The 26060-nt window shown below is 65.6% G+C and carries 27 protein-coding genes and 1 tRNA gene; 11 read left to right on the forward strand and 17 right to left on the reverse strand.

The window, feature by feature from the left end:
- Positions 1-8: 8 nt before the first annotated feature.
- The 3 genes from CSW57_RS11120 to CSW57_RS11130 form a co-directional block, all read right to left on the reverse strand.
- Positions 9-821, reverse strand: coding sequence for a GAF domain-containing protein (locus CSW57_RS11120; RefSeq protein ID WP_189339214.1), 813 nt, complete (start codon positions 819-821; stop codon positions 9-11).
- Positions 822-972: 151 nt separating this feature from the next.
- Positions 973-1227 (reverse strand): DUF6480 family protein, encoded by a 255-nt coding sequence (locus CSW57_RS11125; RefSeq protein WP_099382822.1) that lies wholly within the window; start codon positions 1225-1227, stop codon positions 973-975.
- On the reverse strand, positions 1224-1421 hold the full coding sequence (locus CSW57_RS11130) for a hypothetical protein (protein WP_099382823.1): 198 nt from the start codon (positions 1419-1421) through the stop codon (positions 1224-1226). The genes CSW57_RS11125 and CSW57_RS11130 overlap by 4 nt, the downstream gene beginning before the upstream one ends.
- Positions 1422-1586: 165 nt before the next feature.
- Here CSW57_RS11130 and CSW57_RS11135 point away from each other — a divergent pair, with 165 nt between their 5' ends.
- Together CSW57_RS11135 and CSW57_RS11140 are read left to right on the forward strand one after the other, a co-directional pair.
- Positions 1587-2126 carry a peptidylprolyl isomerase gene (locus tag CSW57_RS11135; RefSeq protein ID WP_189339215.1) on the forward strand — a complete coding sequence of 180 codons (540 nt, stop codon included), beginning with the start codon at positions 1587-1589 and terminating at the stop codon, positions 2124-2126.
- 46 nt (positions 2127-2172) lie between these two features.
- Positions 2173-3060: a rhomboid family intramembrane serine protease gene (locus CSW57_RS11140; RefSeq protein ID WP_223249191.1), complete on the forward strand. Its 888-nt coding sequence runs from the start codon at positions 2173-2175 to the stop codon at positions 3058-3060.
- A gap of 28 nt (positions 3061-3088) precedes the next feature.
- Here the strand turns inward: CSW57_RS11140 and CSW57_RS11145 are convergent, their stop codons facing one another.
- Both CSW57_RS11145 and crgA read right to left on the reverse strand, forming a co-directional pair.
- Entirely contained in the window at positions 3089-3550 is a 462-nt protein-coding gene (locus CSW57_RS11145) for a PH domain-containing protein (RefSeq protein ID WP_099382824.1), read from the reverse strand.
- Between the two features lie 70 nt (positions 3551-3620).
- Positions 3621-3911, reverse strand: coding sequence for a cell division protein CrgA (crgA, locus tag CSW57_RS11150; RefSeq protein WP_023959067.1), 291 nt, complete (start codon positions 3909-3911; stop codon positions 3621-3623).
- A 100-nt stretch (positions 3912-4011) separates the two neighbouring features.
- Between crgA and CSW57_RS11155 the strand changes: the two genes are divergently transcribed.
- Complete coding sequence (locus CSW57_RS11155) at positions 4012-4677, forward strand: aminodeoxychorismate/anthranilate synthase component II (RefSeq protein ID WP_099383327.1); 666 nt, start codon at positions 4012-4014, stop codon at positions 4675-4677.
- A 60-nt stretch (positions 4678-4737) separates the two neighbouring features.
- Here CSW57_RS11155 and pknB read toward each other — a convergent pair whose 3' ends face one another.
- From pknB to CSW57_RS11190, 7 genes are all read right to left on the reverse strand, one after another.
- Complete coding sequence (gene pknB / locus CSW57_RS11160; protein WP_099382825.1) at positions 4738-6642, reverse strand: Stk1 family PASTA domain-containing Ser/Thr kinase; 1905 nt, start codon at positions 6640-6642, stop codon at positions 4738-4740.
- On the reverse strand, positions 6642-8021 hold the full coding sequence (locus tag CSW57_RS11165) for a protein kinase domain-containing protein (RefSeq protein ID WP_099383328.1): 1380 nt from the start codon (positions 8019-8021) through the stop codon (positions 6642-6644). Before CSW57_RS11165 ends, pknB begins: the two co-directional genes overlap by 1 nt.
- A 4-nt stretch (positions 8022-8025) precedes the next feature.
- A complete protein-coding gene (locus CSW57_RS11170; RefSeq protein WP_099382826.1) occupies positions 8026-9528 on the reverse strand; it encodes a peptidoglycan D,D-transpeptidase FtsI family protein in 1503 nt (500 codons plus the stop codon).
- A complete protein-coding gene (locus CSW57_RS11175; RefSeq protein ID WP_099382827.1) occupies positions 9525-10952 on the reverse strand; it encodes an FtsW/RodA/SpoVE family cell cycle protein in 1428 nt (475 codons plus the stop codon). The genes CSW57_RS11170 and CSW57_RS11175 overlap by 4 nt, the downstream gene beginning before the upstream one ends.
- Complete coding sequence (locus CSW57_RS11180; protein WP_099382828.1) at positions 10952-12439, reverse strand: PP2C family protein-serine/threonine phosphatase; 1488 nt, start codon at positions 12437-12439, stop codon at positions 10952-10954. The genes CSW57_RS11175 and CSW57_RS11180 overlap by 1 nt, the downstream gene beginning before the upstream one ends.
- Positions 12436-12900 carry an FHA domain-containing protein FhaB/FipA gene (locus CSW57_RS11185; protein WP_030167109.1) on the reverse strand — a complete coding sequence of 155 codons (465 nt, stop codon included), beginning with the start codon at positions 12898-12900 and terminating at the stop codon, positions 12436-12438. Before CSW57_RS11185 ends, CSW57_RS11180 begins: the two co-directional genes overlap by 4 nt.
- A 157-nt stretch (positions 12901-13057) precedes the next feature.
- Positions 13058-14440 (reverse strand): DUF3662 and FHA domain-containing protein, encoded by a 1383-nt coding sequence (locus CSW57_RS11190; RefSeq protein WP_099382829.1) that lies wholly within the window; start codon positions 14438-14440, stop codon positions 13058-13060.
- Positions 14441-14792: 352 nt separating this feature from the next.
- Here CSW57_RS11190 and CSW57_RS11195 point away from each other — a divergent pair.
- Positions 14793-14875, forward strand: a tRNA-Leu gene (locus tag CSW57_RS11195).
- Between the two features lie 63 nt (positions 14876-14938).
- On the opposite strand, the gene CSW57_RS11200 is transcribed toward CSW57_RS11195, so the two are convergent.
- Positions 14939-16324, reverse strand: a complete 1386-nt coding sequence (locus CSW57_RS11200; protein WP_099382830.1) for an MFS transporter — start codon at positions 16322-16324, stop codon at positions 14939-14941.
- Positions 16325-16367: 43 nt separating this feature from the next.
- Positions 16368-17261, reverse strand: a complete 894-nt coding sequence (locus tag CSW57_RS11205) for an alpha/beta fold hydrolase (RefSeq protein ID WP_099383329.1) — start codon at positions 17259-17261, stop codon at positions 16368-16370.
- 99 nt (positions 17262-17360) lie between these two features.
- On the opposite strand from CSW57_RS11205, the gene CSW57_RS11210 reads away from it, so the two are divergent.
- The 4 genes from CSW57_RS11210 (at position 17361) to CSW57_RS11225 (ending at position 19766) form a co-directional block, all read left to right on the forward strand.
- Positions 17361-17855 (forward strand): DUF6328 family protein, encoded by a 495-nt coding sequence (locus CSW57_RS11210; protein ID WP_099382831.1) that lies wholly within the window; start codon positions 17361-17363, stop codon positions 17853-17855.
- A gap of 57 nt (positions 17856-17912) precedes the next feature.
- Positions 17913-18383, forward strand: coding sequence for an HD domain-containing protein (locus CSW57_RS11215; protein WP_099382832.1), 471 nt, complete (start codon positions 17913-17915; stop codon positions 18381-18383).
- A gap of 87 nt (positions 18384-18470) precedes the next feature.
- Positions 18471-19343, forward strand: coding sequence for an SCO6745 family protein (locus tag CSW57_RS11220; RefSeq protein ID WP_099382833.1), 873 nt, complete (start codon positions 18471-18473; stop codon positions 19341-19343).
- A 21-nt stretch (positions 19344-19364) separates the two neighbouring features.
- Positions 19365-19766 carry a nitroreductase/quinone reductase family protein gene (locus CSW57_RS11225; protein ID WP_099382834.1) on the forward strand — a complete coding sequence of 134 codons (402 nt, stop codon included), beginning with the start codon at positions 19365-19367 and terminating at the stop codon, positions 19764-19766.
- A gap of 20 nt (positions 19767-19786) precedes the next feature.
- On the opposite strand, the gene CSW57_RS11230 is transcribed toward CSW57_RS11225, so the two are convergent.
- Positions 19787-20206 (reverse strand): YccF domain-containing protein, encoded by a 420-nt coding sequence (locus tag CSW57_RS11230; RefSeq protein ID WP_099382835.1) that lies wholly within the window; start codon positions 20204-20206, stop codon positions 19787-19789.
- Between the two features lie 101 nt (positions 20207-20307).
- Between CSW57_RS11230 and CSW57_RS11235 the strand changes: the two genes are divergently transcribed.
- Positions 20308-20523 (forward strand): hypothetical protein, encoded by a 216-nt coding sequence (locus tag CSW57_RS11235; protein WP_143696515.1) that lies wholly within the window; start codon positions 20308-20310, stop codon positions 20521-20523.
- Positions 20524-20525: 2 nt separating this feature from the next.
- Here the strand turns inward: CSW57_RS11235 and CSW57_RS11240 are convergent, their stop codons facing one another.
- Both CSW57_RS11240 and CSW57_RS11245 read right to left on the reverse strand, forming a co-directional pair.
- Entirely contained in the window at positions 20526-21170 is a 645-nt protein-coding gene (locus CSW57_RS11240) for a LuxR C-terminal-related transcriptional regulator (protein ID WP_099382837.1), read from the reverse strand.
- Complete coding sequence (locus CSW57_RS11245) at positions 21158-22276, reverse strand: sensor histidine kinase (protein WP_143696516.1); 1119 nt, start codon at positions 22274-22276, stop codon at positions 21158-21160. The genes CSW57_RS11240 and CSW57_RS11245 overlap by 13 nt, the downstream gene beginning before the upstream one ends.
- A 211-nt stretch (positions 22277-22487) precedes the next feature.
- Here CSW57_RS11245 and CSW57_RS11250 point away from each other — a divergent pair, with 211 nt between their 5' ends.
- On the forward strand, positions 22488-24638 hold the full coding sequence (locus CSW57_RS11250; protein WP_099382839.1) for an MMPL family transporter: 2151 nt from the start codon (positions 22488-22490) through the stop codon (positions 24636-24638).
- A gap of 70 nt (positions 24639-24708) precedes the next feature.
- Positions 24709-26028: a transcriptional regulator gene (locus tag CSW57_RS11255; protein ID WP_223249192.1), complete on the forward strand. Its 1320-nt coding sequence runs from the start codon at positions 24709-24711 to the stop codon at positions 26026-26028.
- Positions 26029-26060 lie beyond the last annotated feature (32 nt).

Below are 26060 nucleotides of genomic sequence, written 5' to 3' on the forward strand. Positions count from 1 at the left end.
CTTGGTCCTCATGTGTCCTCCAGATCGGCTTCGTCACGCAGGTTCAGTCGGCGGGCCACCACGTCGTCGGACACGTCCTTGATGGACCGGCTGTGTTGGTACGAATATGCCCGCAACCGGTCGAGGGCCTCACCGGCCGGTATGCCTAGTTGAACGGCCGCCATTCCGGACGCCAGATACACCTGCGAGCGAGAAAAGGCGCCCGGCGAATCGACCTGGGCCGCGCTGAGGTCTTCCGCTGCGGCGTCGGCGCCGGCGGCATCGTTCGTCTGCGCCAGGTACGCATCCCAGTTCTGCCGAACGGTGAACGCTGCGGTGGCAGCGATGGTGAGAGCGGCGTTGAGCTCATCGGCCCCGAGCGCTCCGGGAGTACGCCGATAGAGCTCGAGCACGCCCAGCGGGTTGCCCCCCTCCACCACGGGGAACGCGAACACCGACCGCACACCGATGTCGAGGGCTTCGCCGACGAACACCGGCCATCGGCCGTTCACGGCAGAATTGGTCAGGTCGGGCAGCAGCTGATTGTTGTGGTCGTGATAGGCGTCGAGACACGGGCCCTCGCCGAGAGTGAACTGCAGCTCATCGATCTGCTGAGCGGTGGCATCGGTGGCGTAGACGAGGTCGCGTACACGGCTCGAGCGGGTCAGCAGGGCGATCGCGGCGCCGTCCACCCCGGAGAGCCGTACGACCGTCTCGCAGAGCTGGCTGATGCCGGTGAACACCGACGCCCCCGCCGCGCTCTTGGTCGATCCGGCTTTGGATTGGTTGGAACGTGCGCCTTCACCCTCGGCCGGCGATCCTCTGTCAGAGGTGCCGTTCATCTGCGCTCCCATCGCCTTCTGTCAAACCTACCCCGCCGTATCCGCCTTGTGCCTGCAGTCATCTCGGTCGATGACGGGGCCGACCCGCAAACGCCGCCCCAATGGTGCTGTCCTTGCGGACGACCTGGAGCGGCGTTGGGGAAGAGATCGGCTAACCCATCTGGGCGATGATGGCGACCGCCGCGGCGGCGAACAACAGCACCAGAATGACAAGCCCGATGATCATCGCGATTCCGGTGGGAGGGAACCGGTTGCTGGTGCGCGGTTCGGAATCCGACAAGCCTGAGGTCTGTGGCGCATCAGGTGGCGTTGATCCTGGCGCCACCCCGCCCCCTGCCTCGAGGCCCGGTGTGTTCGCCGGTTCCGGGTTGGTCTCGTTGTGGACCGGCCCCGAGTGCTGGGTCATCGGTCCTCGAGTTGTTCGGCCGATGCCCCGGCGTATCCCGAGCTGTTGTCCCAGTTGTCGGGTAGATCGCTTCCGTCTTTCGGGAGTTCGGTTGCGTCCGGAGCCGTGGTTCCGTCCAGGGCTGTGTCTGGCTCCTGCGGAGCTTCGTCCACACCCGGGGTGGTGCCGGATACGTCCTTCTTTGCGTCGGTCATCGTGTCTCACTTTCGTCTCGACTCGTCACCAGCGAGGATCTCGAAGGTGGTGGGGCCGCGGCCTGCGGGCCGGGCTCCCGTGAGGTGGGTAATACCCGCGGTGGCAAAGGCAAAACCTGGCTTGCCTGTCGGCTGACGTCCGCGCCGACGGCGTTCAGTGGCACCATGGAGGCCGTGACCACAGCATTGAAAACCGCAACCGCGACCCTGCACACCAATCACGGTGACATCAGAATCGCCCTGTTCGGTAACCACGCGCCCAAGACCGTCGCCAACTTCACCGGCCTCGCCGAGGGGTCGAAGGAGTACTCCAAGCCCAACGCTTCCGGCGGAGACGCCGGACCGTTCTACGACGGCGCGGTGTTCCACCGCATCATCTCGGGCTTCATGCTCCAGGGCGGCGATCCCACCGGGACCGGTATGGGCGGACCGGGCTACCAGTTCGAGGACGAGTTCCACCCCGAGCTCACGTTCAATCAGCCGTACTTGCTGGCCATGGCGAACGCCGGACCCGGCACCAATGGGTCGCAGTTCTTCATCACCGTCGGACCCACCCCTCACCTGAACCGCAAGCACACCATCTTCGGTGTGGTCGAGGACGAGGAGTCCCAGAAGGTCGTCAACGCGATCGAGGCCGTTCCGACCGACCGTCGTGACCGCCCGCTGGACGACGTGATCATCGAAAAGGTCACCATCGAGTCCTGACAGACCGCCATCCGGTCGTGCCGAGCTCTGCTCAGATGAGGACTGTGTGACATTCCAGAACCCGCCGTCGCCACCCACCCAGGTGTGCGTCCGGCATCCTGACCGGCCGACGGGTCTGGCCTGCAGCCGGTGCGGCCGTCCGGCATGTCCACAATGTCTCACCCCGGCCGCAGTCGGCCAGCACTGTGTCGACTGCGTCCGGGCATCCGGGCGGGACACCCCACGGGCAACCGTGGTCGGCCCTCGGGGCATCGGGTCGAAGACCCCGTGGGCGACGTACGTGCTGCTCGCCGTCAACACCGCGGTGTTCGTGGCCACGGTGGCGCAGGCCGGTAGCTTCACCGAAGTCCGCGGCTCGCGGATCTTCTACGAGGGCGCGCTCTTCGGGCCCTTCCTCGCCGATGGCGAGTACTGGCGTCTGCTCACCGCCGGCTTCCTGCACTTCTCGTTGATTCATGTCGCGGTCAACATGTTCTCGCTGTACATCCTGGGCCGCGACGTCGAGATCACCCTCGGCACAGCACGTTTCGTAGGCGTCTACCTGGCGTCGCTGCTCGGTGGCAGCGCGATGGTCATGCTGTTCGAGAACCCGAACGCCATCAACGCCGGCGCTTCCGGAGCCATCTTCGGGCTGATGGGGGCCACGCTGGTGGTGGTACTGCGGGCGAAGGTTCCGGCGGGGTTCGTACTGGGTGTGATCGGGCTGAACATCGTTCTCTCGCTGACCATCCCCAACATCTCCTTGTGGGCGCACCTCGGGGGACTGGTCTTCGGTGCCGCCGCGGCAGCAGGGGTCCTCTACGGCCCCGGCCTTCTACCCGCCGGATCGCGTACCGCCCGCAACGTCGCCGCCGTCGGTTGGGCTTCGATTGCGGGGCTGATCGTGCTGGCCTTGCTGATCGGCGTGGTTCGCGCGGCAACTCTCACCGCCTGATCCCGCCGACCGTAACCGCGGGCAGCAGCTACTTTCTCGTCTCCACGGGCAGTCCGGCCGTGCGCAGTGCATCTGCCACGTCCAGCGGATTTGCCCCGAGGTCCCATCGACCGAAGATCACCAATCTTTCCCCTTCGCGGGCTGCGGTGTCGTCGAGATCGAACTCGAGATGCGGCACCTGGCGGCCGTAGCGCGAGTAGGTGACCACCTGCGCGCGGCGCACCGCATCGAATGGGTATGTGCGCGCGCCGGTCACCGTGCGGATCTGGATCAGGTGTCCGTCGATGACGGCGAGTCTGGGCCGTACCAGCAGCGCGATCGCGCCGAGCACCACCAACAAGAGTGCGGCAATCGACATCAGTACCAGACCGGCCGGATCGGGAGCAGAGAAAGCTGCGGCGCCGCCGAGGAGTATGCCGCCGACCACCATGACCGCACCCATCGCAGCCGGAGTGGACCACGCAGAAGAAGGCTGTGCCGAGTTATCCACAGGCCCTATCCACAGTGGGGATGAATTACACACATGTTGTTCAAGACTGTGGATGAACCATAACGCCTGGTCAGCGCCATTTCATGGTCATCAGAAGTCCGGCGACCATGAAACCGAAACCGATCAGGAAGTTCCAGGGTCCCAACTCGTACATCCAGTTGAGGATCTTGCCGTCGGCGCCGAGCGACTCCGGCGTGGCAACCAGATAGAAGACGATCAGCCACAGCAGTCCCAGCACCATCAGGCCGAGCATCGTGGAGACGTACACCGGGCTCGACGGCCCGGTCTTCACCTTGACCGGAGTGCGGCTGGCGGGGTTGATCGTGTAATCGGTCTTCTTGCGGACCTTCGACTTGGGCATGGTTTCCTCGGTTCGCGGGCAAAAACGTCTCCCTATAACCTAGCCCACCTGGGATCGACGATGGGAGGCCCTCGCGTGCACCCAGGTATTGTTGACCACTGTGAATGAGCCCCAGCCCGCGCGAATACTCGTGGTGGACAACTACGACAGCTTTGTCTACAACCTGGTCCAGTACCTGGGCCAGTTGGGCGTGCATGCACAGGTGTGGCGCAACGACGATGCTCGACTCGCCGACCCGGACGGTGCGGTCAAGGATTTCGACGGTGTTCTGCTGTCGCCGGGTCCTGGAACCCCTCAGCGTGCCGGCGCCACCATGCCTCTTGTGAAGGCTGCGGCCGACCAGGGCACCCCTCTGCTCGGAGTGTGTCTGGGCCATCAGGCGATCGGAGCGGCCTTCGGCGCCACCGTGGATCGGGCGCCCGAATTGCTGCACGGCAAGACGTCGTTGGTCACGCACGACGACGACGCAGATGGCGTTCTTGCGGGCCTGCCCAACCCGTTCACGGCAACCAGGTACCACTCCCTCACCGTGCTACCTGAGACGATTCCGGCCGAGATCCAGGTGACCGCGCACACCGAGAGCGGCATCGTGATGGCCATGAAGCACCGCGAACTCCCCATCCACGGTGTGCAGTTCCATCCGGAGAGTGTGCTGACCCAGGGCGGGCACCGGATGCTGGCGAACTGGCTGACCGTGTGCGGCATGACCGTCCCCGATGGACAGGTCAGCACCCTCGAAGCGCAGGTGGCCGCAGCGCTCGGCTGACGACCACCCGGCCGATCCTCGTTACCGGATCGATCGGGGTGACTGCCGTCCTTCCCGTTGTCAGGGAAGCAGGCTCGCCCGTCCGACCGTGATCGACACCGCCGCGTCCTTGCGGAGGAGACTGCCGGCCACGGGAGCCTGTTCGAGGACCTTCTCGTCGTCGGGGCTGCCGAGCGGCACGTTGCGCTGCACGGTGGTGAGGGTGGTTCGTTCCCACCCCGCCGACGTCAGGATCGTCTGGGCCTGCGCCGCCGTCCGGCCGCGCAGATCGGGCACCACGAACATGTTGCCGCGGCTGATGGTCACCTGCACGACACTGCGCTCGTCGACCACTTCGCCGGCGTTCGGCGATGAGCTGATCACCGTGCCCGACGGCAATTCCGAATCGGTGGCAACCACGGCTATGTCGAGGTTGAGCTGGTCGAGATTCGTCCGCGCCTGCGCCTCGCGCTGACCGGTGAGGTCGGGGACGGTGACCTTGCGTGGCCCGGTGCCGACCTGGATGGTGATCAGCTCCGTGACCGCCTGCGTACTGCGCGCGGCAGGTGCTGTGGCGACCACTTTGTCCTTGAGGTCGGCGGTGGAGGACACCTCGATCGACCGGGTGTTGGTGAATCCCAGATTGCCCAGCTCGGCTGTCGCTTCCGCCAATGTCCGGCCACGCAGATCTGGGATCTGTTGCCGCAGTGGGCCGGTGGAGACGTACAGGGTGACGGTGGCTCCCTTGTCGACTTTTACACCTTCACCCGGAGTGGTGCGGGTGGGTGCACCGACCGCGACGGTCGGGCTGGGCTCATCGCGCTGATTTACGCGAAACCCCATGCGTTCGAGTTCGGCCTTTGCGTCGACCGCAGACATGTCGGTGACCCGCGGAATCGACACCTGCGGCGTGACATCCGACGCCCAAGGACGCAGCAGCAACAGGGTCACAGCAGCGATCACCAATGCCGCGAGCACACCGAATCCGGCGAACTTGATAGCCTTGCGTCGCCCCTGCGAGTCGTCGTCATCATCGCGGCGGTGACTGGTGCCGCTCGGCCCGACGCGGGAGACCCGGGCCCGAGGACCGGTGTCGATCAGCGCGGTGCGGTCCTCGTCCGACATCACGATCGGGGCACTGGGTTTGCCGCCGGCGAGCACCTTCATCAGATCCGACCGCATCTCGGAGGCCGATTGGTAGCGATTGGCCGGGTTCTTGCTCATGGCCTTGAGAACCACGGAATCCAGCTCGTGTGGCACCCCCTCGCGGACCGACGACGGGGTCGGGGGATCTTCACGCACATGCTGATAGGCGACTGCCACCGGTGAGTCGCCGGTGAACGGTGGTTCGCCGGTCAGCAGCTCGAACAGCACACAGCCCAGCGAGTAGACGTCGCTGCGGGCATCGACACTCTCGCCGCGGGCCTGCTCGGGTGACAGGTACTGAGCGGTGCCGATGACGGCCGCGGTCTGGGTCACGGAGTTGCCGGTGTCGGCCAGCACGCGGGCGATGCCGAAGTCCATCACCTTCACCGCGCCGGATTTGTCGATCATCACGTTCGCCGGCTTCACGTCCCGGTGAACGATGCCGTTTTGATGTGAGAAGTGCAGTGCTGCAGCCACGTCAGCGATCCACGTCATGGCCTGCCGAGGTTTGATGTACCCCTCGGCGCGCAGGACGTCGCGCAGGGTTTCGCCGTCGACGAACTCCATCACGATGTACGGCAGCGGCCCCTCCGGGGTGGTCGCCTCGCCGGTGTCGAAGACTTGGACGATCGTCGGGTGGTTGAGGGCCGCCGCATTCTGCGCCTCGCGCCGGAAGCGCAGGTAGAACGTCGGGTCGCGGGCCAGATCGGCGCGCAACACCTTGATGGCCACATCGCGGTGCAGGAGCAGGTCACGCGCGAGGTGGACCTCGGACATGCCGCCGAAACCGAGGGTTTCGCCCAGTTCGTATCGATCAGAGATCTGCCGGGGGTCGGCCATCAACCACCATCCTGCGGTTCGGGCTGCGCACTCGTACTGGCCTCTTCGTCGCCCTGGCCGAGCTGGTCATCGCTCTCCCGGGCCGGCAGGCCGGGGATCTGAATGCTCGGCAGGGTGAATCCACCGGTCGTCGACTCGGTGGTCGTCGTCGTTTCTTCAGTGGTCGTCGTGGTCGTGCGCGTGGTTGTGGTCGTTGTTTCTTCGGTGGTTGTTTCTTCGGTGGTCGTCGGCGGAGGCGTGGTGGTCCTCGTTGTCGTCGTCGTGGTCGGGGTGGTCGACCTCGTCGGGACGTCGCCGGTGGCGTCATCGGAGTTGAGGATCAGGAAGCCGACCAGGACCAGCGCACCGAGCAGCAGGATCACGGCAGCGGCGGCGAGGGCCTTCTGCCCCGTGGACCAACCGTCTTGGCGATCCACCGGCACCGGTGCGACCGCGGCACGGTGCTGCGGCGGCGGGGTGGGACGGGTGGCGCCCGTCATCGGGGCCATCATCGCCGTGGCCGGCCGTGCTCCCGCGGCTGCGGCGGTACCTGGCAGAGGTGCCCGACGGCCGGCGCGCACCGCAGCCACCGCGTCGGCGAACTCCCCGCCATCGGCATACCGCTGTTTGGGGTCCTTTGCGATGGTGATCTCGATCAGTTCCCGGACATTGACCGGGAGGTTGGTCGGAAGCGGTGGTGCCTCTTCGCGGATGTGCTTCATCGCCACGGTGATGGCACCGTCACCCAGGAACGGACGACGGCCTGCGATCGCCTCGTAGCCGACGATGCCGAGTGAGTACACATCGGACGCGGCGGTTGCGTCTTCGCCGAGCGCTTGCTCAGGCGAGATGTATTGCGCTGTGCCCATGACCATTCCGGTCTGGGTGACCGGCGCCGCGTCCACTGCCTTGGCGATACCGAAGTCGGTGATCTTCACCCGGCCGGTGGGAGTGATGAGGATGTTGCCGGGCTTGACGTCGCGGTGCACCAGACCGGCGTCGTGGGCGGCCTTGAGCGCCCGGCCGGTCTGCTCGAGCATGTCGAGGGAGTTGTTCAATGACAGCCGGCCGACACGGGACAGCACCGCATTGAGCGGCTCCCCGTTGACCAGTTCCATCACCAGATAGGCCACCGAACCCGCACCCGGGTCCTGCGCCTCGCCGTAGTCGAAGACGTTGGCAATGCCGGGATGGTTCAACTGGGCTGTGGTGCGGGCCTCGGTGCGGAACCGCTCCAGGAACTCGGGGTCGTCGGAGAACTCTGCCTTGAGAACCTTGACCGCCACGCGCCGATCGAGCCTGGTGTCCATGGTTTCCCACACCTGGCCCATGCCACCGGTCGCGATCAACCGCATCAGCCGATACCGGCCTGCGATGGTCGTGCCACCCTGCAAACTCACGCGGTCACCTCTCACCCGCGAGCGCGTTGATCACGGCGCGCCCGATAGGGGCGGCTGACGAGCCGCCCGTTGCCTGTAGTCCGCCGTCCCCGTTCTCGACGATCACCGCCACGGCCACCTTGGCATTGCTCGACGGACCGAACGCGATGTACCAGGCGTAGGGGGTCTCATCGGTGCCCTGGGTGTTGGAGTGCTCGGCGGTTCCTGTCTTCGATGCGATGGGCACCGGCCCGCCGGATCCGCGGGTGTTGCGTTCGGAGTCGATCATCATGTCGGTCAGGGTCGCGGCGGTCTGAGCGCTGATCGGCTCGTTGAGCGAATTGGGCCGGGTGGTGTTCAGGGTCTTGAGGTCAGGACCCTGCAACTTGTCCACGAGGTACGGCTGCATGCGAACCCCACCGTTGGCGATGGTCGCGGCGATCATCGCGTTCTGGAGTGGGGTGAACCGCACATCACGTTGGCCGATGGAGCTCTGGCCGAGAGCGGCGAGGTCAGGAATCGGGCCGACCGACGATTCGGAGACGGGCAGCGGGGTGTCGGGTAGTTCGGTGTCGACACCGAAAGCGTTGGCCTGGTTCTTGACCGCTTCGATCGGGTTTTGCAGTTTCTCGGTGGACAGTTGCACAAACGCTGTGTTGCACGAGTACTCGAGGGCCTGATGCATCGTCACCTGGCCACCGCTGGAGTCGGGGCAGGTCTGACCGCCGTAGTTGGTCAGACCGGTTTCGGTCTGCGGCAGCGTGTAACTGCTTGCCGCCGTGAGGCGTTCATCTTGGCCGATGCCCTGCTCGAGCGCAGCGGCAGCGGTGATCACCTTGAACGTCGAACCAGGTGGGTAGGTCTCGTTGAGGGCCCGATTGAGCATCGGCTGGAACCCGGTCGAATCCTCGGTGGGATTCCACGCGGCCCAAGCGTCTTCACGGACGGTGGTGTCGTGGCTGGCCAGCAGATTGGGGTCGTAACTCGGTGTGGACACCATCGCCAGGATCGCTCCGGTGTTCGGTGCGAGCGCCACCACGGCTCCGCGGCAGCCGCCGTTGCAGCCCTTGTTCATCTCGTCGAAGGCGATCTGCTGCGCCCGCGGGTCGATGGTGGTGATCACGTTGCCCCCGCGTGGATCACGACCGGAGAACATGTCGGCGAAGCGCTGTCCGAACAGCCGGTCGTCGTTGCCGTTGAGGATGGAATCCTCGGCCTGCTCGAGTCCCGAACTCGCGTACTGGAACGAGTAGTAACCGGTGACCGGTGCAAAGGCAGGCGCCCACGGTCCCGGATAGGTGCGCAGGTACTTGAGCCGGTCATCGGTGGGCACCGACTGCGCGATCACGTCCTGGCCGGCGGTGATCTGGCCGCGCTGACGCGAGTACTCGTCGAGGAGCACCCGCTGATTGCGTGGGTCGGCCCGCAGGTTGTCGGCCTTGAACACCTGCACGTAGGTGGCGTTGGCGAGCAGCACGAGGATGATCACCATGACCGCGATGACCACGCGACGAATGGGAATGTTCATGAGCGCTTGACCATCTCGGTGGGCGCCTCGGCGATGGGCGTCGACTTCTTCTTGGTCGGATCGGGCTCACGTGCGGCGTTGGACACGCGGATGAGCAACGCGACCAGGATGTAGTTCGCCAGCAGCGATGAGCCGCCGTAGGACATGAACGGTGTGGTCAGGCCGGTCAGCGGGATCAGCTTGGTGACGCCGCCGACCACCACGAAGATCTGCACCGCGATCGTGAACGACAACCCGGTGGCGAGGAGCTTGCCGAAGCTGTCACGAACGGCGATGCCGGTGCGCAGACCGCGGACGATCAGCACCAGATAAAGCAGCAGGATCGCCGCGAGTCCCACCAGGCCGAGCTCTTCGCCGATGGTGGCGATGATGAAGTCGGTGTTGGCGAACGGCACGATGTTGGGCCTGCCAGAACCCAGACCGGTGCCGAACAGACCGCCGGTGGCCAGACCGAACAGACTCTGGCCGACCTGGTAGCCCTGGCCGTAGAAGTCGCCGAACGGGTCCTGCCACACCGCGACACGCACCTGCAGATGCGAGAACAGCTGGTAGGCGACCAGTGCGCCCAGGGCGAACAGGCTGACGCCGATGATCAGCCAGCTCACCCGCTCGGTCGCCACGTACAGCATCACCAGCATGGTCGAGAAGATCAGGAGTGAGGTGCCGAGGTCGGCCTCGAACGCCAGGACGCCGATGGAGATGATCCAGGCGGCGAGCAGCGGGCCGAGGTCGCGAGCGCGGGGCAGGTCCATACCGAGGAAATGCTTACCCGCGGTGGTGAACAGATCACGCTTGGACACCAGCAACGACGCGGTGAAGATGATGATCAGGATCTTCGAGAACTCGCCTGGCTGGATGTTGAACAGCGGGGTGCGAATCCAGATCTTGGAACCGTTGATCTCCGACATAGACGACGGCAGGATCGCCGGGATGGCCAGGAAAACCAGACCGCTCAGGCCCAGTAGATAGCTGTACCGCGACAGCGTCCGGTGGTCGCGGATCAGGATCAGGATGGCCGCGAACGCGATGATGCCGAGGACGGCCCACAGAACCTGCTGATCGGCGTCGTTGGTGCGGTCGATGGGATTGGCGGTCTCACCGTTCTGACCGGTTCCGAGGTCGAGGCGATGGATCAGGACGAGCCCGAGACCGTTGATGGTGGCCACCAGCGGCAGGATCAGCGGATCGGCGTAGGGCGCGAATCGCCGTACGACCAGGTGGGCGAAACCGTAGAGCAGGACGTAGGCGGCCATGTACTTGGCCAGTTCCCAGGTGATGCTCTGGGACTGCGCAGCCTCGACCAGGATGAGCGCGGTGAAGACGATGATCGTCGACAGGCCGAGCAACACCAGTTCGGAGTTGCGGCCTGTGTAGTTGCGGATCGGCCCGGAAGCCGGTGTCTGTGTGACGGCGGCCTGTGACATCAGCGCCCCCGACAGTTTTCCGGGGCCGTGACGGGCGGCGTGGTGGTGGATGTCAGCGGAGGCTGCGTGCTGGCACTGCCCGACTGCGGGAGCACCGGCGCGGGCTGTCCCGGTGTGGCCGGCGGCGGTACAGGACTCTCGGTACCCGGCGCGAGGGGCTGGGCCGGGCCCGGGGTGACGCCTTCGGCCGAGGCCGATTCCTCTTCGGGACACAACGGCACGAGGTTGTCCATCAGGTTGCGGACCTGCTCCTCGGCATCGTCGAGAGGCACCGGGTCGCGGCCTTCGAGCGACGCGGGCGCCGTGCCGGTGAGGTCGGACACCTTCAGGGGTACGCAGTTCTCGGGGCGATTGTTGTAGTCGGCGATGGTGACCGTCGGCCTGTCGGTGTCCATGGCTCCGGTGCAGGTGATCTTGCTCAGCTCGTGCAGGCTCAAGCCCAGGAATGACCCCTGCAGTCCGCGGTAGAGCACCACTTCGCCGTTGTCGGCGCTGACGTAGTAGTTCGACCGGACGATCGCGCGGCCGACGAAGACACCGGCGATGAGTACGGCGATCACGGCCAGAGCGATGCCGCCGAGGATCCATTTACGGCGCGGGTGTGCTTGCGGCGGTTCGGGTTCGGGGGTTCCGATGGTCGGCCGCCGGGGCGACTGGGCAGGCGGGCGCAGCGCGGCCGCACGACCGGCCGAGGTACGCGGATCGGGGACGTACTCCTGGTCGTCGCCTCCGGCCGCGCCGCCGACGATCGGCTGGCTGTCGCCGTAATCCACATCGACGACGTCGGCGACCACGACGGTGACGTTGTCGGGCCCACCGCCACGCAGGGCGAGCTCGATGAGCCGGTCGGCGCAGTCGCGGTAGTTCTCCACCGACGTCATGGTGTCGGCGATGGTCTCTTCGCTGACCACGTCGGACAGGCCGTCGCTGCACAGGAGGTAGCGGTCGCCGGGGCGGGCTTCGCGCACCGTCAGCGTGGGCTCGACCTCGGTACCGGTGAGCGCACGCATGATCAACGACCGTTGCGGATGTGTGTGTGCTTCTTCGGCCGTGATCCGGCCTTCTTCGACAAGGGTCTGAACGAACGTGTCGTCGCGGGTGATCTGGGTGAGCTGGCCGTCGCGCAGCAGATAGCCGCGCGAATCGCCGATGTGGCACAGACCCAGGCGCGAGCCCGCGAAGAGGATGGCGGTGAGGGTGGTGCCCATGCCGTCGAGTTCGGGGGCCTCGGCAACCTGGTCGGCGATCGCCTCGTTGCCGTGGCGGGTGGCCTCTTCGAGTTTCGCGAGGAGGTCGCCGCCGGGCTCGTCGTCATCGAGGGGACGTAGGGCCTGGATGACCAGCTGGCTGGCCACCTCACCGGCTGCGTGGCCGCCCATGCCGTCGGCAAGGGCCAGCAGTCGGGCACCGGCGTACACGGAGTCTTCGTTGTTCGCACGGACCAGGCCGCGGTCGCTACGCGCGATATAGCGCAACACCAGGGTCACGGGCGCAACTCAATCACGGTTTTGCCCACCCTGACCGGAGTTGCGAGCGGCACGCGCACAGCGGTGGTCACCTTCGCACGGTCGAGGTAGGTGCCGTTGGTGGAGCCGAGGTCCTCGACATACCAGTCGTCTCCCCGGCGGATCAGCCGAGCGTGACGCTCCGAGGCGTACTCGTCGGTGAGAACCAGGGTCGAGTCGTCGGCGCGGCCCAGCAACACCGGTTGAGTGCCGAGCGTGATCCTCGTGTTGGCCAGGGCCCCATGGGTGACCACGAGATATCTGGCCCCGCCTTTGACCTTGGCGGGGGACCCGCCGCGGTTGCGGCGTTCGTAGCGCGTCATGGGTCGTTGACCGGTGGCGGCGTACACATCGGTGCGGATGACCCGCAGTACTGCCCACACCAGGAGCCACAGCAGTAGCAAGAAGCCGACACGCGTCAGTTGCAGCACTATGCCCTGCACGCTTTTCCACCTCCTGGGCCAGCCATCAACGTCCAGTGCATCTTATGGCCCAGTGTCGCTCCATCACGCATTCGGATGTCTCACTTGTGCATCGAGCAGCTGTGAGCCACGCGGATCGAGGGAGCGCGCTACTGGGTAGTGACGGTTTGTGCGGGCGTCACTGGAAACGGACGGTGATGTCCGAATGCCCCACGCGGATCCGGTCACCGTCCGCGAGTTCCCAGCTGCTGACCTGGACATCGTTGACCGTGGTGCCGTTCGTGGAGTTGAGGTCGTTGAGGAGGGCGCTCGAGCCGTCCCAGCGGATCTCGACGTGGCGGCGGGAAACACCGGTGTCGGGCAGGCGGAACTGGGCGTCCTGGCCGCGGCCGATGACATTCGAGCCGTTGCGCAGCTGGAACGTGCGGTTGCTGCCGTCTTCGAGCAGCAGCGTGATCGCCGTCGGTGCGTAAGCGGCGGGGGCGCCGTAGCCGGGAGCCTGGGCGTAACCGGCCTGCTGGTCGTAGCCACCCTGCTGGTCGTACCCGCCCTGTTGCGGGTATCCCTGCGCGTAGCCGGCCTGCTGGTTGTAGGCACCCTGCTGGTCGTACTCGTTCTGGCTGTACCCGGGCTGCTGGTAGCCGCCCTGGTCGTAACCCTGCTGGTCGTACCCGGGCTGCTGGTAGCCGCCCTGGTCGTAGCCCTGCTGGTAGTTGCGCGGGTCGTAGCCCTGCTCCGGGTTGGCCGGCGGCTGGGCGTACCCACCCTGGTTGTAACCCTGCTGGTCGTGGCCACCCTGCTGGTAGGCACCCTGGTCATACCCTTGCTGGTCGTAACCACCGTGCTGGTCGTAACCGCGTTGGTCATAGCCACGCTGGTCGTAACCTTGCTGGTCGTAGCCGGCCTGGTTGTAACCCTGCTGGTCGTAGCCACCCTGCTGGCTGTATGCCTGCGCGCCGTCACCGGAGTTGTCCTGGCCCTGCTCGTAGGGCTGCTGGCTGTAGGCCGCCTGCGGTGGGTAGGAGCCCTGTTCGTAACCTCCGCGGGGGTCGTATCCGGAGTTCTGCGTCATGGGAGTGGCTCCTACTTGTGGGTTTCGGTTTGGCGCCGGGGGCGGCGGAGGGGGCAACGGCGGCCCTGATCGATCTGGAGGACGATGGCCTGCTTGTTGCACAGGCATCGGCCGGACGTCCGGATTGACCGTGCCCCGCGCCCGGAACTGACCGGTGTGCAGGGTGGGTGAGTGGGAGAACTCGACCACCACGTCACCGTATGTCTGCCATCCGTTGTCACGGATGAAATTCTCGAGATGCTTGGAGAAGGTCTTCCGGTTGAGCTCGTACTCGGCAACCATCTCGCGGTGGTCGGTGGAGCTGACCACCAGGTTGTAGGCGTTCGGGGCGAGCTTGCCGCCGTCGCCGAGATCTTCCAAGTTGTCTTCGGCTTCGCGTTGCAGAGCGTTCTCGACCTCTTGCGGGGCGACCTTGCCGCCGAAGACCCGGGCGAAGCCGTCATCTACCGCACCTTCGAGTTTGCGTTCGATTCTTTGCAGAATCCCCACTACCGACGACCTCCCTTCGGGTTCTCAGCGTGTCGGCGTGCCAATCGTGCTGTTTGATGATAGCGACTCACACCCCCCGTTGGACACTCCGGACGGAACTTCTGCACCGTCCGCCACAGATGTCCCAGGAGGCGGCCGGTGTCCGATTCGGCCGAATACGTGGGCTGATCGGCCCGAATGGGGCCACTCTGACGCTGCGCGAGAAGTGACGTACAACTCATCTGATCGCACGTGCCTCTGACGCGCCGCGCGTCCGACCCGTCACCCTCGCGGCCCGGAGCTGCCGATTTCTGACGCAGGGCCGGCCCATGTTACCGTTTTCCAGTTCGTTTGAAGACCGACGAGCAGCCACGGGCGAGTGGCGGAATGGCAGACGCGCTGGCTTCAGGTGCCAGTGTCCTTCGGGACGTGGGGGTTCAAGTCCCCCTTCGCCCACAGAATGAGATCAGGCCGGGAACCACGAGTTCCTGGCCTTTTCTTTTTGTGGCGTCGACCGGTTCATGCCGGAACCGCGGGTGGTCTCTGCCGAGTGGTCAGCAACCACGCACCCACCGCGACTACGGCGAACACCGCCGCCATGGTCACCAGCGTCCAGACGAAGCCTTGTTGCCCGCCGCCGTACACGGCCATCAACGTCACGCTGACCGCGCTGCCCACCGAGAACCCGAGATAGCGCAGCACCATGTTGAAGGCCATCGCACTACCGGTTTCCTCCGGCGGAACGTGCGGGACGATGAGCACGGCCAGCGACGAGAACGTGAAGCCGCTGCCGAGTCCGCCGACGGCCATCCAGCCCAGCGCCCAGTACACATTGCTGTGTACGAAGGCCAGACCGAGAGTGGAACCCATGAACACAACCGAGCCCAGAGGCAGCAGGACGTCGGGGCCGTACTTGGCGCCGGCCGCCAGCGCGAGTCTGCTGCCGACAACACTCGTCAGCGAGTAGGGCACCAACATCAGCCCGGCGACGGTGACCGAATGATCAAGCCCCCAGCCAGGATCTGAACTCTGGACCAGCACGATGGTCAACGTCAGCAATGTGTACATACCGATGCCACCGCCGAAGGCCACCAGATTCGGTGCAGCGATTCCCGAGCGGGTGGCCAGGCGGAGATCGACCAGCGGGTGATCGCGTCGCAGACTCCATCGCCCCCACACGACGAGAAACGTAAGTCCTACCAGCGCAAGGACAACGGTGCGGAGCGACGTCCAGCCCCATGTCTCACCCCTGCTGACCGCCAGGAGTGTGGACCCCGTACCGGCGGACAGCATCACCGCGCCTGCCCAGTCCACAGGTGCGCGGATCGCCGTCTGGGCACGCGGAACAAAACTCAGCGCCATCAGCAGGGTGCAGGCACTGAGCACGGCGCCCATCCAGTAAGCGGCAGCCAAGCCCCAGGTCTGGGCGACCACGGCCGTCAGCGGGTATCCGAGGCCGGTACCGGCGACAGCTGTCACCGACAACATCGCGATGACGGCCGAGATCCTCGGCGGTCGGATGACGTCGCGAGCAACGGCCATCGCAAGGGGGACCAGCGCGAGTCCGACGCCCTGCATCGCCCGGCCGATCAACAGCGGGGCAAAACCCCAGGGAAGTGCGGCCAGCATCGAACCCAGGGTGACGATGACCAGACCGGTGATGATCGTCGGCCGACGCATCTGTCCGGCTCCGAGTCTCCCGATGATCGGTGTCGCGACTGCCGCGGTGAGCAGGGTGGCGGTCAGAGCCCACTGCGCTTCGGTGAGCGTCACGTTGTGCTCGTCGGCGATGGCCGGGATCAGCGGGGCCCCGAGGCTGCTGACGATCGCGGTGATGGTGGTCAGCAGACCCAGGGTCAGCAACAAGGTGCGATATCGCGGCGCGCCGACATCCTCTGTTGACATCAGTGGTGGAGCACCGCCATCGCCGACGTTGCGGCGCTTGATGTCACTGAGCCGAATCCCAGTGCGCGAAAACAGTTCTCAGTGTGGCAACCAGGGGCAGAGGTTGATCCATCATCGGGTGGTGCCCGGCCTCGGCCAGTTCGACCACGGTGGCCCGCGGGACGAAGAGGCCGGCGATCTCCTGGGCGGTCTTCTTGGGAACGATGCCGTTCTGGCAGCGGATGTAGGTCGCCCGCGTGCTCACCTGCGCCAGGAAGTCCCGTACCTTGACCCGCCGGCCGCCTTCGTGCCGTTTGCGGAACATGTCGGGGTCGAACTTCCACATCCAGCCTGCCTCGGTATCTCGCACCGATTCGCCGGCGACATGCTCGGCCACGTAGGGCAGCAACAGTTCTTGTGCCGGTTCGGTGCGGAAGCGGGCCATGATTTCGGGTTTGGACGGATACGCCCGCGCCTTGCGGCTCAGCTGGCGGATGATCACCTCTTCGGGCGGTTCATCGAGCAGGGGTGAGTCGATCACCACGATGCCTGCCACGGAGTCGCCGTGCAGGGCGCCGACTGCCGACGTCACCCAGCCGCCCATGCTGTGCCCCACCACGTACGGCTTGCCCGCGATGTCGCCCGCTTCGGCGGCGGCCAGTACCTCTGCGGCCCACGTCTCGAGCGGGTAGTCGGGGCGTGCATCGCTGTCGCCGTGACCGGTCATGTCCAGGGCGACCACCCGATGTGAGACGGCCAGAAGTGGCGCCACATGGTCCCACCATCCCGAGTGCGCGGAACCACCGTGCACCAGGACAACACCGGGCGTGCCCGGCTCGCCCCAGCAACGCAGATGTACCGACGCACCCTCGACCTCGACGTCGCGATGGTCGGGCGACTGCTCGATGGCGGCGGTGAACCACGCGGGTGTTGCTGTCCCGGACCGACCCGTTGCCATTGCCTGCTCCTTCGCCACGGTGAAACCTCTCGGCTGACCATATCCACCGCGTTTCGGCAGGCACTTGCCAGTGCGAAGGAAGCGGTCGACCATTGGCAGATGAGCGACGAGACGGTTGATGACGACTGGCTACGCCGGGAGCGCAACGAGACGCCCACGCAGCGTCTCGACCGCAACTGGGCGAGTTTGCTGCAGGAGCTCAGGGTGGTGCAGACCGGCGTTCAGCTGTTGACCGGATTCCTGTTGACGGTGCCGTTCCAGGACCGCTTCTACGAGCAGGACGGTCTGTTCCAGAACGTGTATCTCGTGACGGTGACTGCCTCGGTCGGCGCAACGGTGCTTTTGCTGTCGCCCGTCGCGATGCATCGCCTCCTGTTCAGGCGGCACCGTCTCGAAGAGCTGGTGAACTCGGCCCAGCGATTCGCTCTCGGTGGGCTCGTCTTGCTCGGAGTGGCACTGACCGGCGTCATGACACTGGTATTCGAACTGGTGGTCAGTAAAACGGTGGGGTGGGTCGCGGGTCTGGTCGCTCTGCTCACCTTCGCGTTCTTCTGGTTTGCGTACCCGTGGCGTTATCGGCGCTTCGATGACTGATCGCCGGTCACAGGGTCCGGCCCTCTCTTACAGTCGGAACATCTGGAAAGGCGGACCATGGCGCAATCTCGTGGCGGCGAAGACCTGATCGAGGCGGCCGGAGCCATCGCAGACCGCGCCCACCACGGACAGGTCGACAAGGTGGGTGGCGAGTACATCGTGCACCCTCGTTCGGTCGCGACGAGAGTCATGCCCCAGTCGGCCGAGTACATCGCAACCGCCTTGCTGCACGATGTGATCGAGGACTCCGACATCACCGCCCCAGATCTGCTGGCAGAGGGCATCCCGGGAGCGGTGGTGGATGCGGTGACGCTACTGACCCGAACCGAAGATGTTGCGCCACAAGAGTATTACGCACGTATCCGAACGAACCAGATGGCGCTGGCCGTCAAACTCGCCGACCTCGCCGACAACACCGATCCGGTTCGGCTGAACCGCCTGCCCGACGACACCCAGGCACGGCTGCGCACCAAGTACCGCAGCGCCTACCGGTGTCTCGGGGTCGAGTCCCTCGCAGACGCGCTGTAGTCGGCAACGCCTGTCGGTCGCGGATCCATTGAGTCGGGCATCGCAGAACCATGGCTGATCTGCGCGCGCAATGGCATTGTCGAGCCCATGGCCATCGAATTGTCCACAGCGCGTCGTCTGTGGCGACTGCTCGAACCGATCCACGCCGTCACCTACTTCTCGGACGAGACGCGAGAGGCACTGGCAGCAGCCGGTTATCGCGGTTTCTGGATGGGGTATTTCGCGGGTCGTGCCGCGCCCTTGGGCGAGGTGGGTCCCGAGATCGTGACCGCGCTGTTCTACAACTTCGCGCCCGACCACGTCGCCCGCGCCATCCCGGACGCCTGGCGGTTCGCTCCGCCGGAGACGGCGATCGATGTGCGCCGGCAGGCTGCGGTTGCCACTCTCCAGCGGATGCTGGGTTCGGTGGGGAACGACGAGGTGGTCGATCGGGTGGTGGCGCTGCTGAGGCCGGCAGCGCAGAACGCGGACCTGGGTGGTCGGGCGCTGTTTGCGGCGAACGCCGCGCTGCCGTGGCCGGAGGAACGATACGGGGCCCTGTGGCATGCCGCGACCCTGCTGCGCGAACATCGGGGTGACGGCCACGTGGCCGCCCTGACGACCGCCGGTGTCACCGGTCGCGAGGCGGGGGTGCTGCATTCGAGTGCCGCTGCCATCCCACGGTCGGTTCTCGAGACCAGCCGCAAGTACACACCCGACGAATGGAGTGCGCTCACAGAACGTTTGGCCGAGCGCGGACTGCTCGACCACTCCGGGGCGATCACGCCGTCCGGGAGAGCGCTCAAGGGTGACATCGAGACCACCACCGACCGGCTGGCCGCACCTGCGTACGACGTCCTGTCAGAAGCCGAGGTCGATGAACTCACCTCGGCGTTGATGACGTTGACGAAGACAGTGGTCGCGAGCGGCGACATCCCTTCGGTCACTCCGATGGGTCTCGATCTCGACGATGTCGGGTGATGAGCGCCTAGACTTTTCGCCATGGGCTTCAACGACGAGATCATCAAAGAGTTCCGCGCCAATCACGGCAAGGTCGGTGGCAATTTCGAGGGTGCGCCGCTTCTGTTGCTGCATCACAAGGGGATCAAGAGCGGTAAGCAGTACGTGACCCCGCTGGTCTATCTGCCCAAGGACGGGGTCTCGTACATCTTCGCGAGCGCTGCGGGCGCCGACGAGGACCCCCAGTGGTACCGGAATCTGCTCGCCGACCCGGCAACCGAGGTGGAAATCGGTGACGACACCGTCCCGGTGACCGTCTCCGAGGTCACCGGCGCCGACCGCGACCGGATCTACGCCGAGCAGGCCGGCCTGATGCCGGGCTTCGCGGACTACGAGAAGAAGACCAGCCGCACGATTCCGGTGCTGGCGTTGTCCCGAGCCTGAGGTCGGCCGGGCGCGCGCGATCAGTATGTGCGCTGGCGGGGCGGGGGAGCGGTGATGACACCGACCTCGTCCGAATCGACGATCTCTGCGCCCAACGGCAGCAGCGACACCGGGACCATCTTGAAGCTCGCAATGCCTAGCGGGATGCCGATGATGGTGAGGCACAAAGCGATTCCGGTGACGATGTGGCCGATGGCAAGCCAGATACCGGCGAAGACAAGCCAGATCACGTTGCCGATGGCCGAGCCGACCCCGGCTGTCGGTTTACGAACCACGGTTCGGCCGAACGGCCACAGGGCGTACGCGGCGATCCGAAACGATGCGATCCCGAACGGGATGGTGATGATGAGGATGCAGCACACGATCCCGGCGGCGACGTAGCCCAACGCCATCCAGAATCCACAGAGCACGAGCCAGATGACATTCAGAATGGTCTTCATCAGTTCAGTCTGCCAAATGTGACCGACTCCGCATGGATGAACGCAGCTACCCTGTGCGTTCTTCTGAGAAGCTGACGGGACTTTCGCTTCTGAGGAGTCTGATGGGATCTGGGCTTCGAGAGCTCGTGTGGTCGTTCGGAATGATCGTGATCCTGCTGGTCCGGATCGTCACCACCCTCACCACGGCGTTGCTGATCATCGGTTGGGTTGTGGTGGCGTTCCGGTCGGACCTGCTCAATCATTGGTTGTGGCCGGCCGCTGTCTCGGGCATCCTGCTGGCCGGCAGCACCTTCCTCTACAACGTGATCCGCGGCTGAGGTCAGACCCCCAGATAGGCGAGCACCGCCAGGACTCGTCGATTGTCGTCGGCCGACACCGGCAGATCGAGTTTCGTGAAGATGCTGTTCGAGTGCTTGCTGACCGCTTTCTCGGAGACGAACATGGCCTCGGCGATGGCTGCATTCGAGCGGCCCTCGGCCATCAGGGTCAGCACTTCGCGTTCCCGCGCAGTCAAACGTTCGAGCGGTCCGTCGGCACGCTGACCTGTGAGCAGCTGCGACACCACCTCCGGATCGAGGACGGTGCCACCCGCGGCAACCTGCCGTACGGCGTCGATGAACCCGGCGACGTTGGCCACCCGGTCTTTGAGGAGATAGCCGACCGCGCCTTCGCCGCTCTCCAGCAGCTCGCGCGCGTAGAGCTGTTCGACGTATTGAGAGAGCACCAGGACCGGGAAGCCGGGGCGGGAGGCCCGGATCTTGATGGCAGCGCGTAGACCTTCGTCTGTGAAGGTGGGTGGCATCCGAACGTCCAGCACCGCAACGTCGATGGAGTCGTCGCCGAGCGCGAAGTCGAGCTCGGTGGCGTTGTCGACGGCCGCCACCACGTCCATGCGGTGGGCTTGGAGGATGCGGGTGAGCCCGTCCCGCAGGAGGGCGTGATCTTCGCCGATCACGACGCGCATGGCACCTCCATCGACACGATGGTCGGCCCGCCGATCGGACTGTGCACGAAGAGCCTTCCGTCGAGGGCGGTCAATCGCTGGGTGACACCGTGCAGCCCCGAACCCGAGGGTGCGGCGCCGCCCACCCCGTCGTCGCCGACCTCTACGCGCAGCACACCGTCGAAGATACCCATGGCGATCCACGCGTTCCGTGCACGGGCGTGTTTCCCGATGTTGGCCAGCGCCTCGGCGACCGCGAAATATACGGCGTTCTCCGTGGCGATGGGAAGGCGTTCGCGCACACCGAGATTGAGCGTGATGGGTAGAGGCATGTCGAGGGCCAGCGCTTCGACTGCCGGCCCGACGCCGCGATCGGCCAGTACCGGGGGATGGATGCCGCGGACCACTGATCGCAGATCGCCGAGGGCCGAGGTGGCCGAGGTCCGCGCTTCGGCCATCAGTTGTCGGGCCGCTTCCGGGTCGGTGGCGATCTGACTCTCGGCCAGGCCGATTGTCATACCGAGGGCGGCGAGCCGTGCCTGAGCCCCGTCGTGGAGGTCCCGCTCCACCCGGCGCAGCTCGGCTGCCGCGGAATCGACTGTCGCCGCCCGTGACTCGGTCACCTCGTGTACGCGTGCCTCGAGGACTTCGTTGCGGCTGCGGCCCAGCGCCCACAGATCCATCACTGCACGGGTTTTCATCAATGGCTCCACGAAGGGCAGCAGGATGAGGGTCGCCGTGAAGATCACTCCGACCAGGGAGATGACGAATCCGACCGTCGACGCGATCACCAGCCAGCCGAGGTCGCGCCAGCGCAGGGAATCGGTACTCCACACGGACAACAGATGAAAGATCCCCCGGTTGTTCGTGGGCCGGTAATCACCCGGCTGCCACGGCCGGTCGAGAACACCTGCCGCCATCCGCCGATGAAGGTCACAGAACGCGCCGGTGATCGGCACCTTGATCCACAGCACCAGGGCGCCGACGGAGACCAGGACCAGCGGGATCGCGACCACCTGGACGACGAACAGCACCAGCGCGACCGGCGCGAGCAGAGTGGTCACAACGGCATACATGGCCGCCCTCAGCCACCGAACAATCGGCGTCGGTTCTTCGTCGGATCTCACAGCGGTCCTTCCACTCTTCAGATCTCCATCGTGACCGAAGCGGGCAGTAGATGACAGTAGACCTGGGCCTACCCCAGGGGTGGAATATTCCGGCCTCACCTGGGGGATTGACGCTCCTGACCGGGTTCCGGGAAGCGAGCAGTCTCAGGTGGTGCTCGGTGTTCGCCGGGCCACCCGTCGAGGCGAACCGCCTCACGCATCAGGAGCTGACATGGGAAAGTTGACCCGAGGGCCACAGGCAGTGGCGCGGTGGAGTGCGCACAATCCCTGGCGCGCAATAGGACTCTGGCTTGCGCTTGTGGTGCTGGCCGTGGGATTGAGCGCTTTGATCCCCACCCAGACGACCGACGACGCCGACTACCGGGTCGGTCAGTCGGGGACCGCCGACCAGATGATCCACGAAGCCGGTCTCGCCGCACCGGACACCGAGTACGTCGTCATCACCGGCGACCGCGACGCGGCGGTGCTCGCCGCAAACGAGCTGCGCCAGGCACTGGCCGGCTCGGACCAAGTGCAAGAGGTCGTGGCGCCGGTGTGGAGTCCCGATGGGACGACGCTGCTGACGGCGATCTCGCTGCGCGCGCCACCGGGCGACGAGGACGCGTCGATCACTGATATCGATACCGCCGTCGCGGCGGTCGGTTCGAATCACCCGGAACTGACGTTCGGTCAGACCGGCGATGTCTCGCTCGACGAGTCGATCAACGAGCGGGTGGCCGACGACCTGGTCTCGGCCGAGATCATCAGCATCCCCATCACGTTCGGCATCATGCTTGTTGCCTTCGGTGCGCTGATAGCCGCCGGCATCCCGGTGTTGCTGGCGATCACCTCAGTGGTGGCCACCATCGGAATCTACGCTCCCATCTCCTACCTCGTTCCTTCCGAGTCGACTGCGTCGTCGATGGTGATGCTCATCGGAATGGCTGTCGGAGTGGACTATTCGCTCTTCTACCTCAAACGCGAACGCGAAGAGCGGCGTAAGGGTCACAGCACGATCGATGCGGTCGAGATGGCGGCAGCCACCTCTGGGCACTCGATCATCGTGTCCGGTGTTGCGGTGATCGCCTCACTCGCCGGTGTCTATGCGTTGGGCAGTGCGACGTTCAACTCGCTCGCCACGTCGGCGATCATCGTCGTGTCGGTGGCGGTCATCGGTTCACTCACCGTGTTGCCGGCGTTGCTGGCCAAGCTCGGCAGATGGGTGGATCGTCCCCGGGTGCCGCTGCTCTGGCGCGTCAACAACCGGATCGGTCAGGGCGGGATCAGCTCGCGGATCATCGGACCCGTCATCCGTAGGCCCATCACCGCGCTGCTGGTGGGGCTGGTCGTGATGCTCGCCCTGGCAGTGCCCGCGTTGTCGATGACGATGCGCAGCGCCAACCTCGACACGCTGCCACAGGATCTACCTCCGGTGCAGGTCGCACAGACGATGAACACGCAGTTTCCGTCCGAGGGCCCGTCCGCCAAGGTTGTGGTACAGGGAGGCAATGCTGCCGAAGTTGCTGTTGCAGTGGACAACATCGGCAAACAGGCCGAGAGCTCAGGGGAGTGGACGGTCACCGGCGAGCCCACGATCTCGCCGTCCGGCAGCACCTGCGTCCTCGAACTCGCCAGTACCTATCCGCCGGACGACGCCAAAGGCGATGACGCCCTGGCGGCACTTCGGACAAGCGTGGTGCCCGATCAGATCGACCCCGTGGACGGCGCGCGGTTCGCTGTCGGTGGTGACCTCGCCGAACAGTACGACTCGGCGAAGAATCAGTCCGATGGTCTGCCGGTGGTCATCGCGGTGATCCTGACTCTCACGATGCTGATGCTGATCGCGACGTTCCGGAGCCCGGTGATCGCAGTGGTCTCCACGCTGCTCAACCTGATGTCGGTGGGGGCCGCGTTCGGGGTGCTGGCTCTGGTGTTCCAGCATTCGTGGGCCGAGAGCATTCTCGACTTCAATTCGAACGGGACCGTGGTGGAGTGGATTCCGCTGTTCATGCTGGCCGTGCTCGTCGGGTTGTCGATGGACTATCACGTGTTCGTCCTGAGCCGGATCCGTGAAGGTATCGACATGGGATTGACGCCTACGGCCGCGGTGCGCGCCGGCGTCACCCAGACCGCTGGGGTCGTCACGAGTGCGGCGTTGGTCATGGTCTCGGTGTTCGCGTTGTTCGCGGCGCAGAGCATGGTGGAGATGAAGCAGATGGGGGTGGGGCTGGCGGCAGCGATCCTGATCGACGCGACCATCGTGCGCTTGCTCCTGTTGCCGTCCATCCTGGTACTCCTCGGTGACCGGGCGTGGTGGCCACGGCGTGTCCGCGCGGTCCGGCGTCAGGCTCCGGATCCTCGGGTCGTACCTGCCCGAGTGTGAGGTAGTGCACAATTGAGGGCAGGCTCACGGCCGCGCCGTGACAGACGCCGAGAACAGATCGGAGGACGCGATGAGTGAGACAACGTCACCGGCGCGCGACTTCTGGACTGCTCTCACCCCCGGCGAAGACCCGGCTGCCCGGCTCGAACAGGTCCGCCGCGCCCACGAACTCTTTGTGCAGACGGGCACACTTGCCCCGGCCACCGGCCCCACCTCGGTGCGGTCGGTGGTCCGGGACTCGTGGCTGCGCTCGGTCAAGGGCGGCGTCAACCCGTCGGGGATGATCGACGCGGGAGGAATGTCGTGGAATGACTTCCTCGAATACCGCGCCGGACACCCGATGGCAGCCGCCTACCCCCTGGTCCGCTCGCTGATGCTCGACGAAGTGTCCGACTCAGGTGTGGTGGTAGCTCTCACCGATGACGTGGGTCGGCTGTTGTGGGTAGAGGGCGACCACAAAGCCCGAGACCAGGCCGGCGGCATCAATTTTGTCGAAGGAGCGGTGTGGGCGGAGCGCGTTGCCGGCACCAATGCCCCCGGCCTGGCTCTCGAGGTCGACCACGGTGTGCAGATCTTCGGGGCCGAGCACTTCTCGGTACCCGTTCAGGAGTGGAATTGCGTCGCGGCTCCGGTGCACGATCCCGTGACCGGCGCCGTGATCGGCGTGATCGATGTGACGGGAGGCGAGCGGGTGGCCGCACCCTTTGCCCTGTCGATGGTGAAATCGGTTGTCGCGGCGGTGGAAAGCGAGCTGCGGGTGCGCACCCTGACCGGGAATGCACCTGCGGTGGCGCCGGCGACGGGCCCGGAACTGCTTGTGCTGGACGGTGATCGGTACTTCTGGCGGACCGGTTCGGCGCCTGCGCTCCGACTGTCTCGCCGGCATGCGGAGATTTTGGTTCTGCTGGGTGAATACCCGGATGGTCTCGGTACCGAGGAGATCGCCACCATGCTCGCCGAGGACGGGATCGACCCGGTGACCGTACGTGCCGAGATCTCCCGGCTCCGGCGCGACCTTGGGGCAGACCTGGTGGCGTCGCGACCGTACCGCCTCACCGTGCCCGTCGAGTCGGATATCGAGCAGGTGCGGCGGTTGCTGCGGGGAGGTGATGTCGCCGGCGCCATCGAGAAGTTCGGACGAGGGGGGTTGCTCGCCGCGTCACTGGCCCCTGGGATAGCCGATGTCTTCGAGGAGCTGAAGGAAGACATGCGTTCGACGGTCCTCGCGGCGCGCGACCCCGTGTTGCTGCGCGTGTGGACCGGCTCGGTGCACGGGCGTGAAGACCTGGCGGCCTGGCGTCGCTGGGCGCAGACGCTTCCCCCGGGCCACCGCGACGAAGCCCTCGTCCGCGGCAGGGTCCGGTTGCTCGATCGGCGTTTCGGGATCTGATCGTCGCACCACCTTCACCCCCCTACGCGATC

Source organism: Williamsia muralis, from assembly GCF_002735905.1.
Lineage (GTDB): Bacteria > Actinomycetota > Actinomycetes > Mycobacteriales > Mycobacteriaceae > Williamsia > Williamsia muralis_A.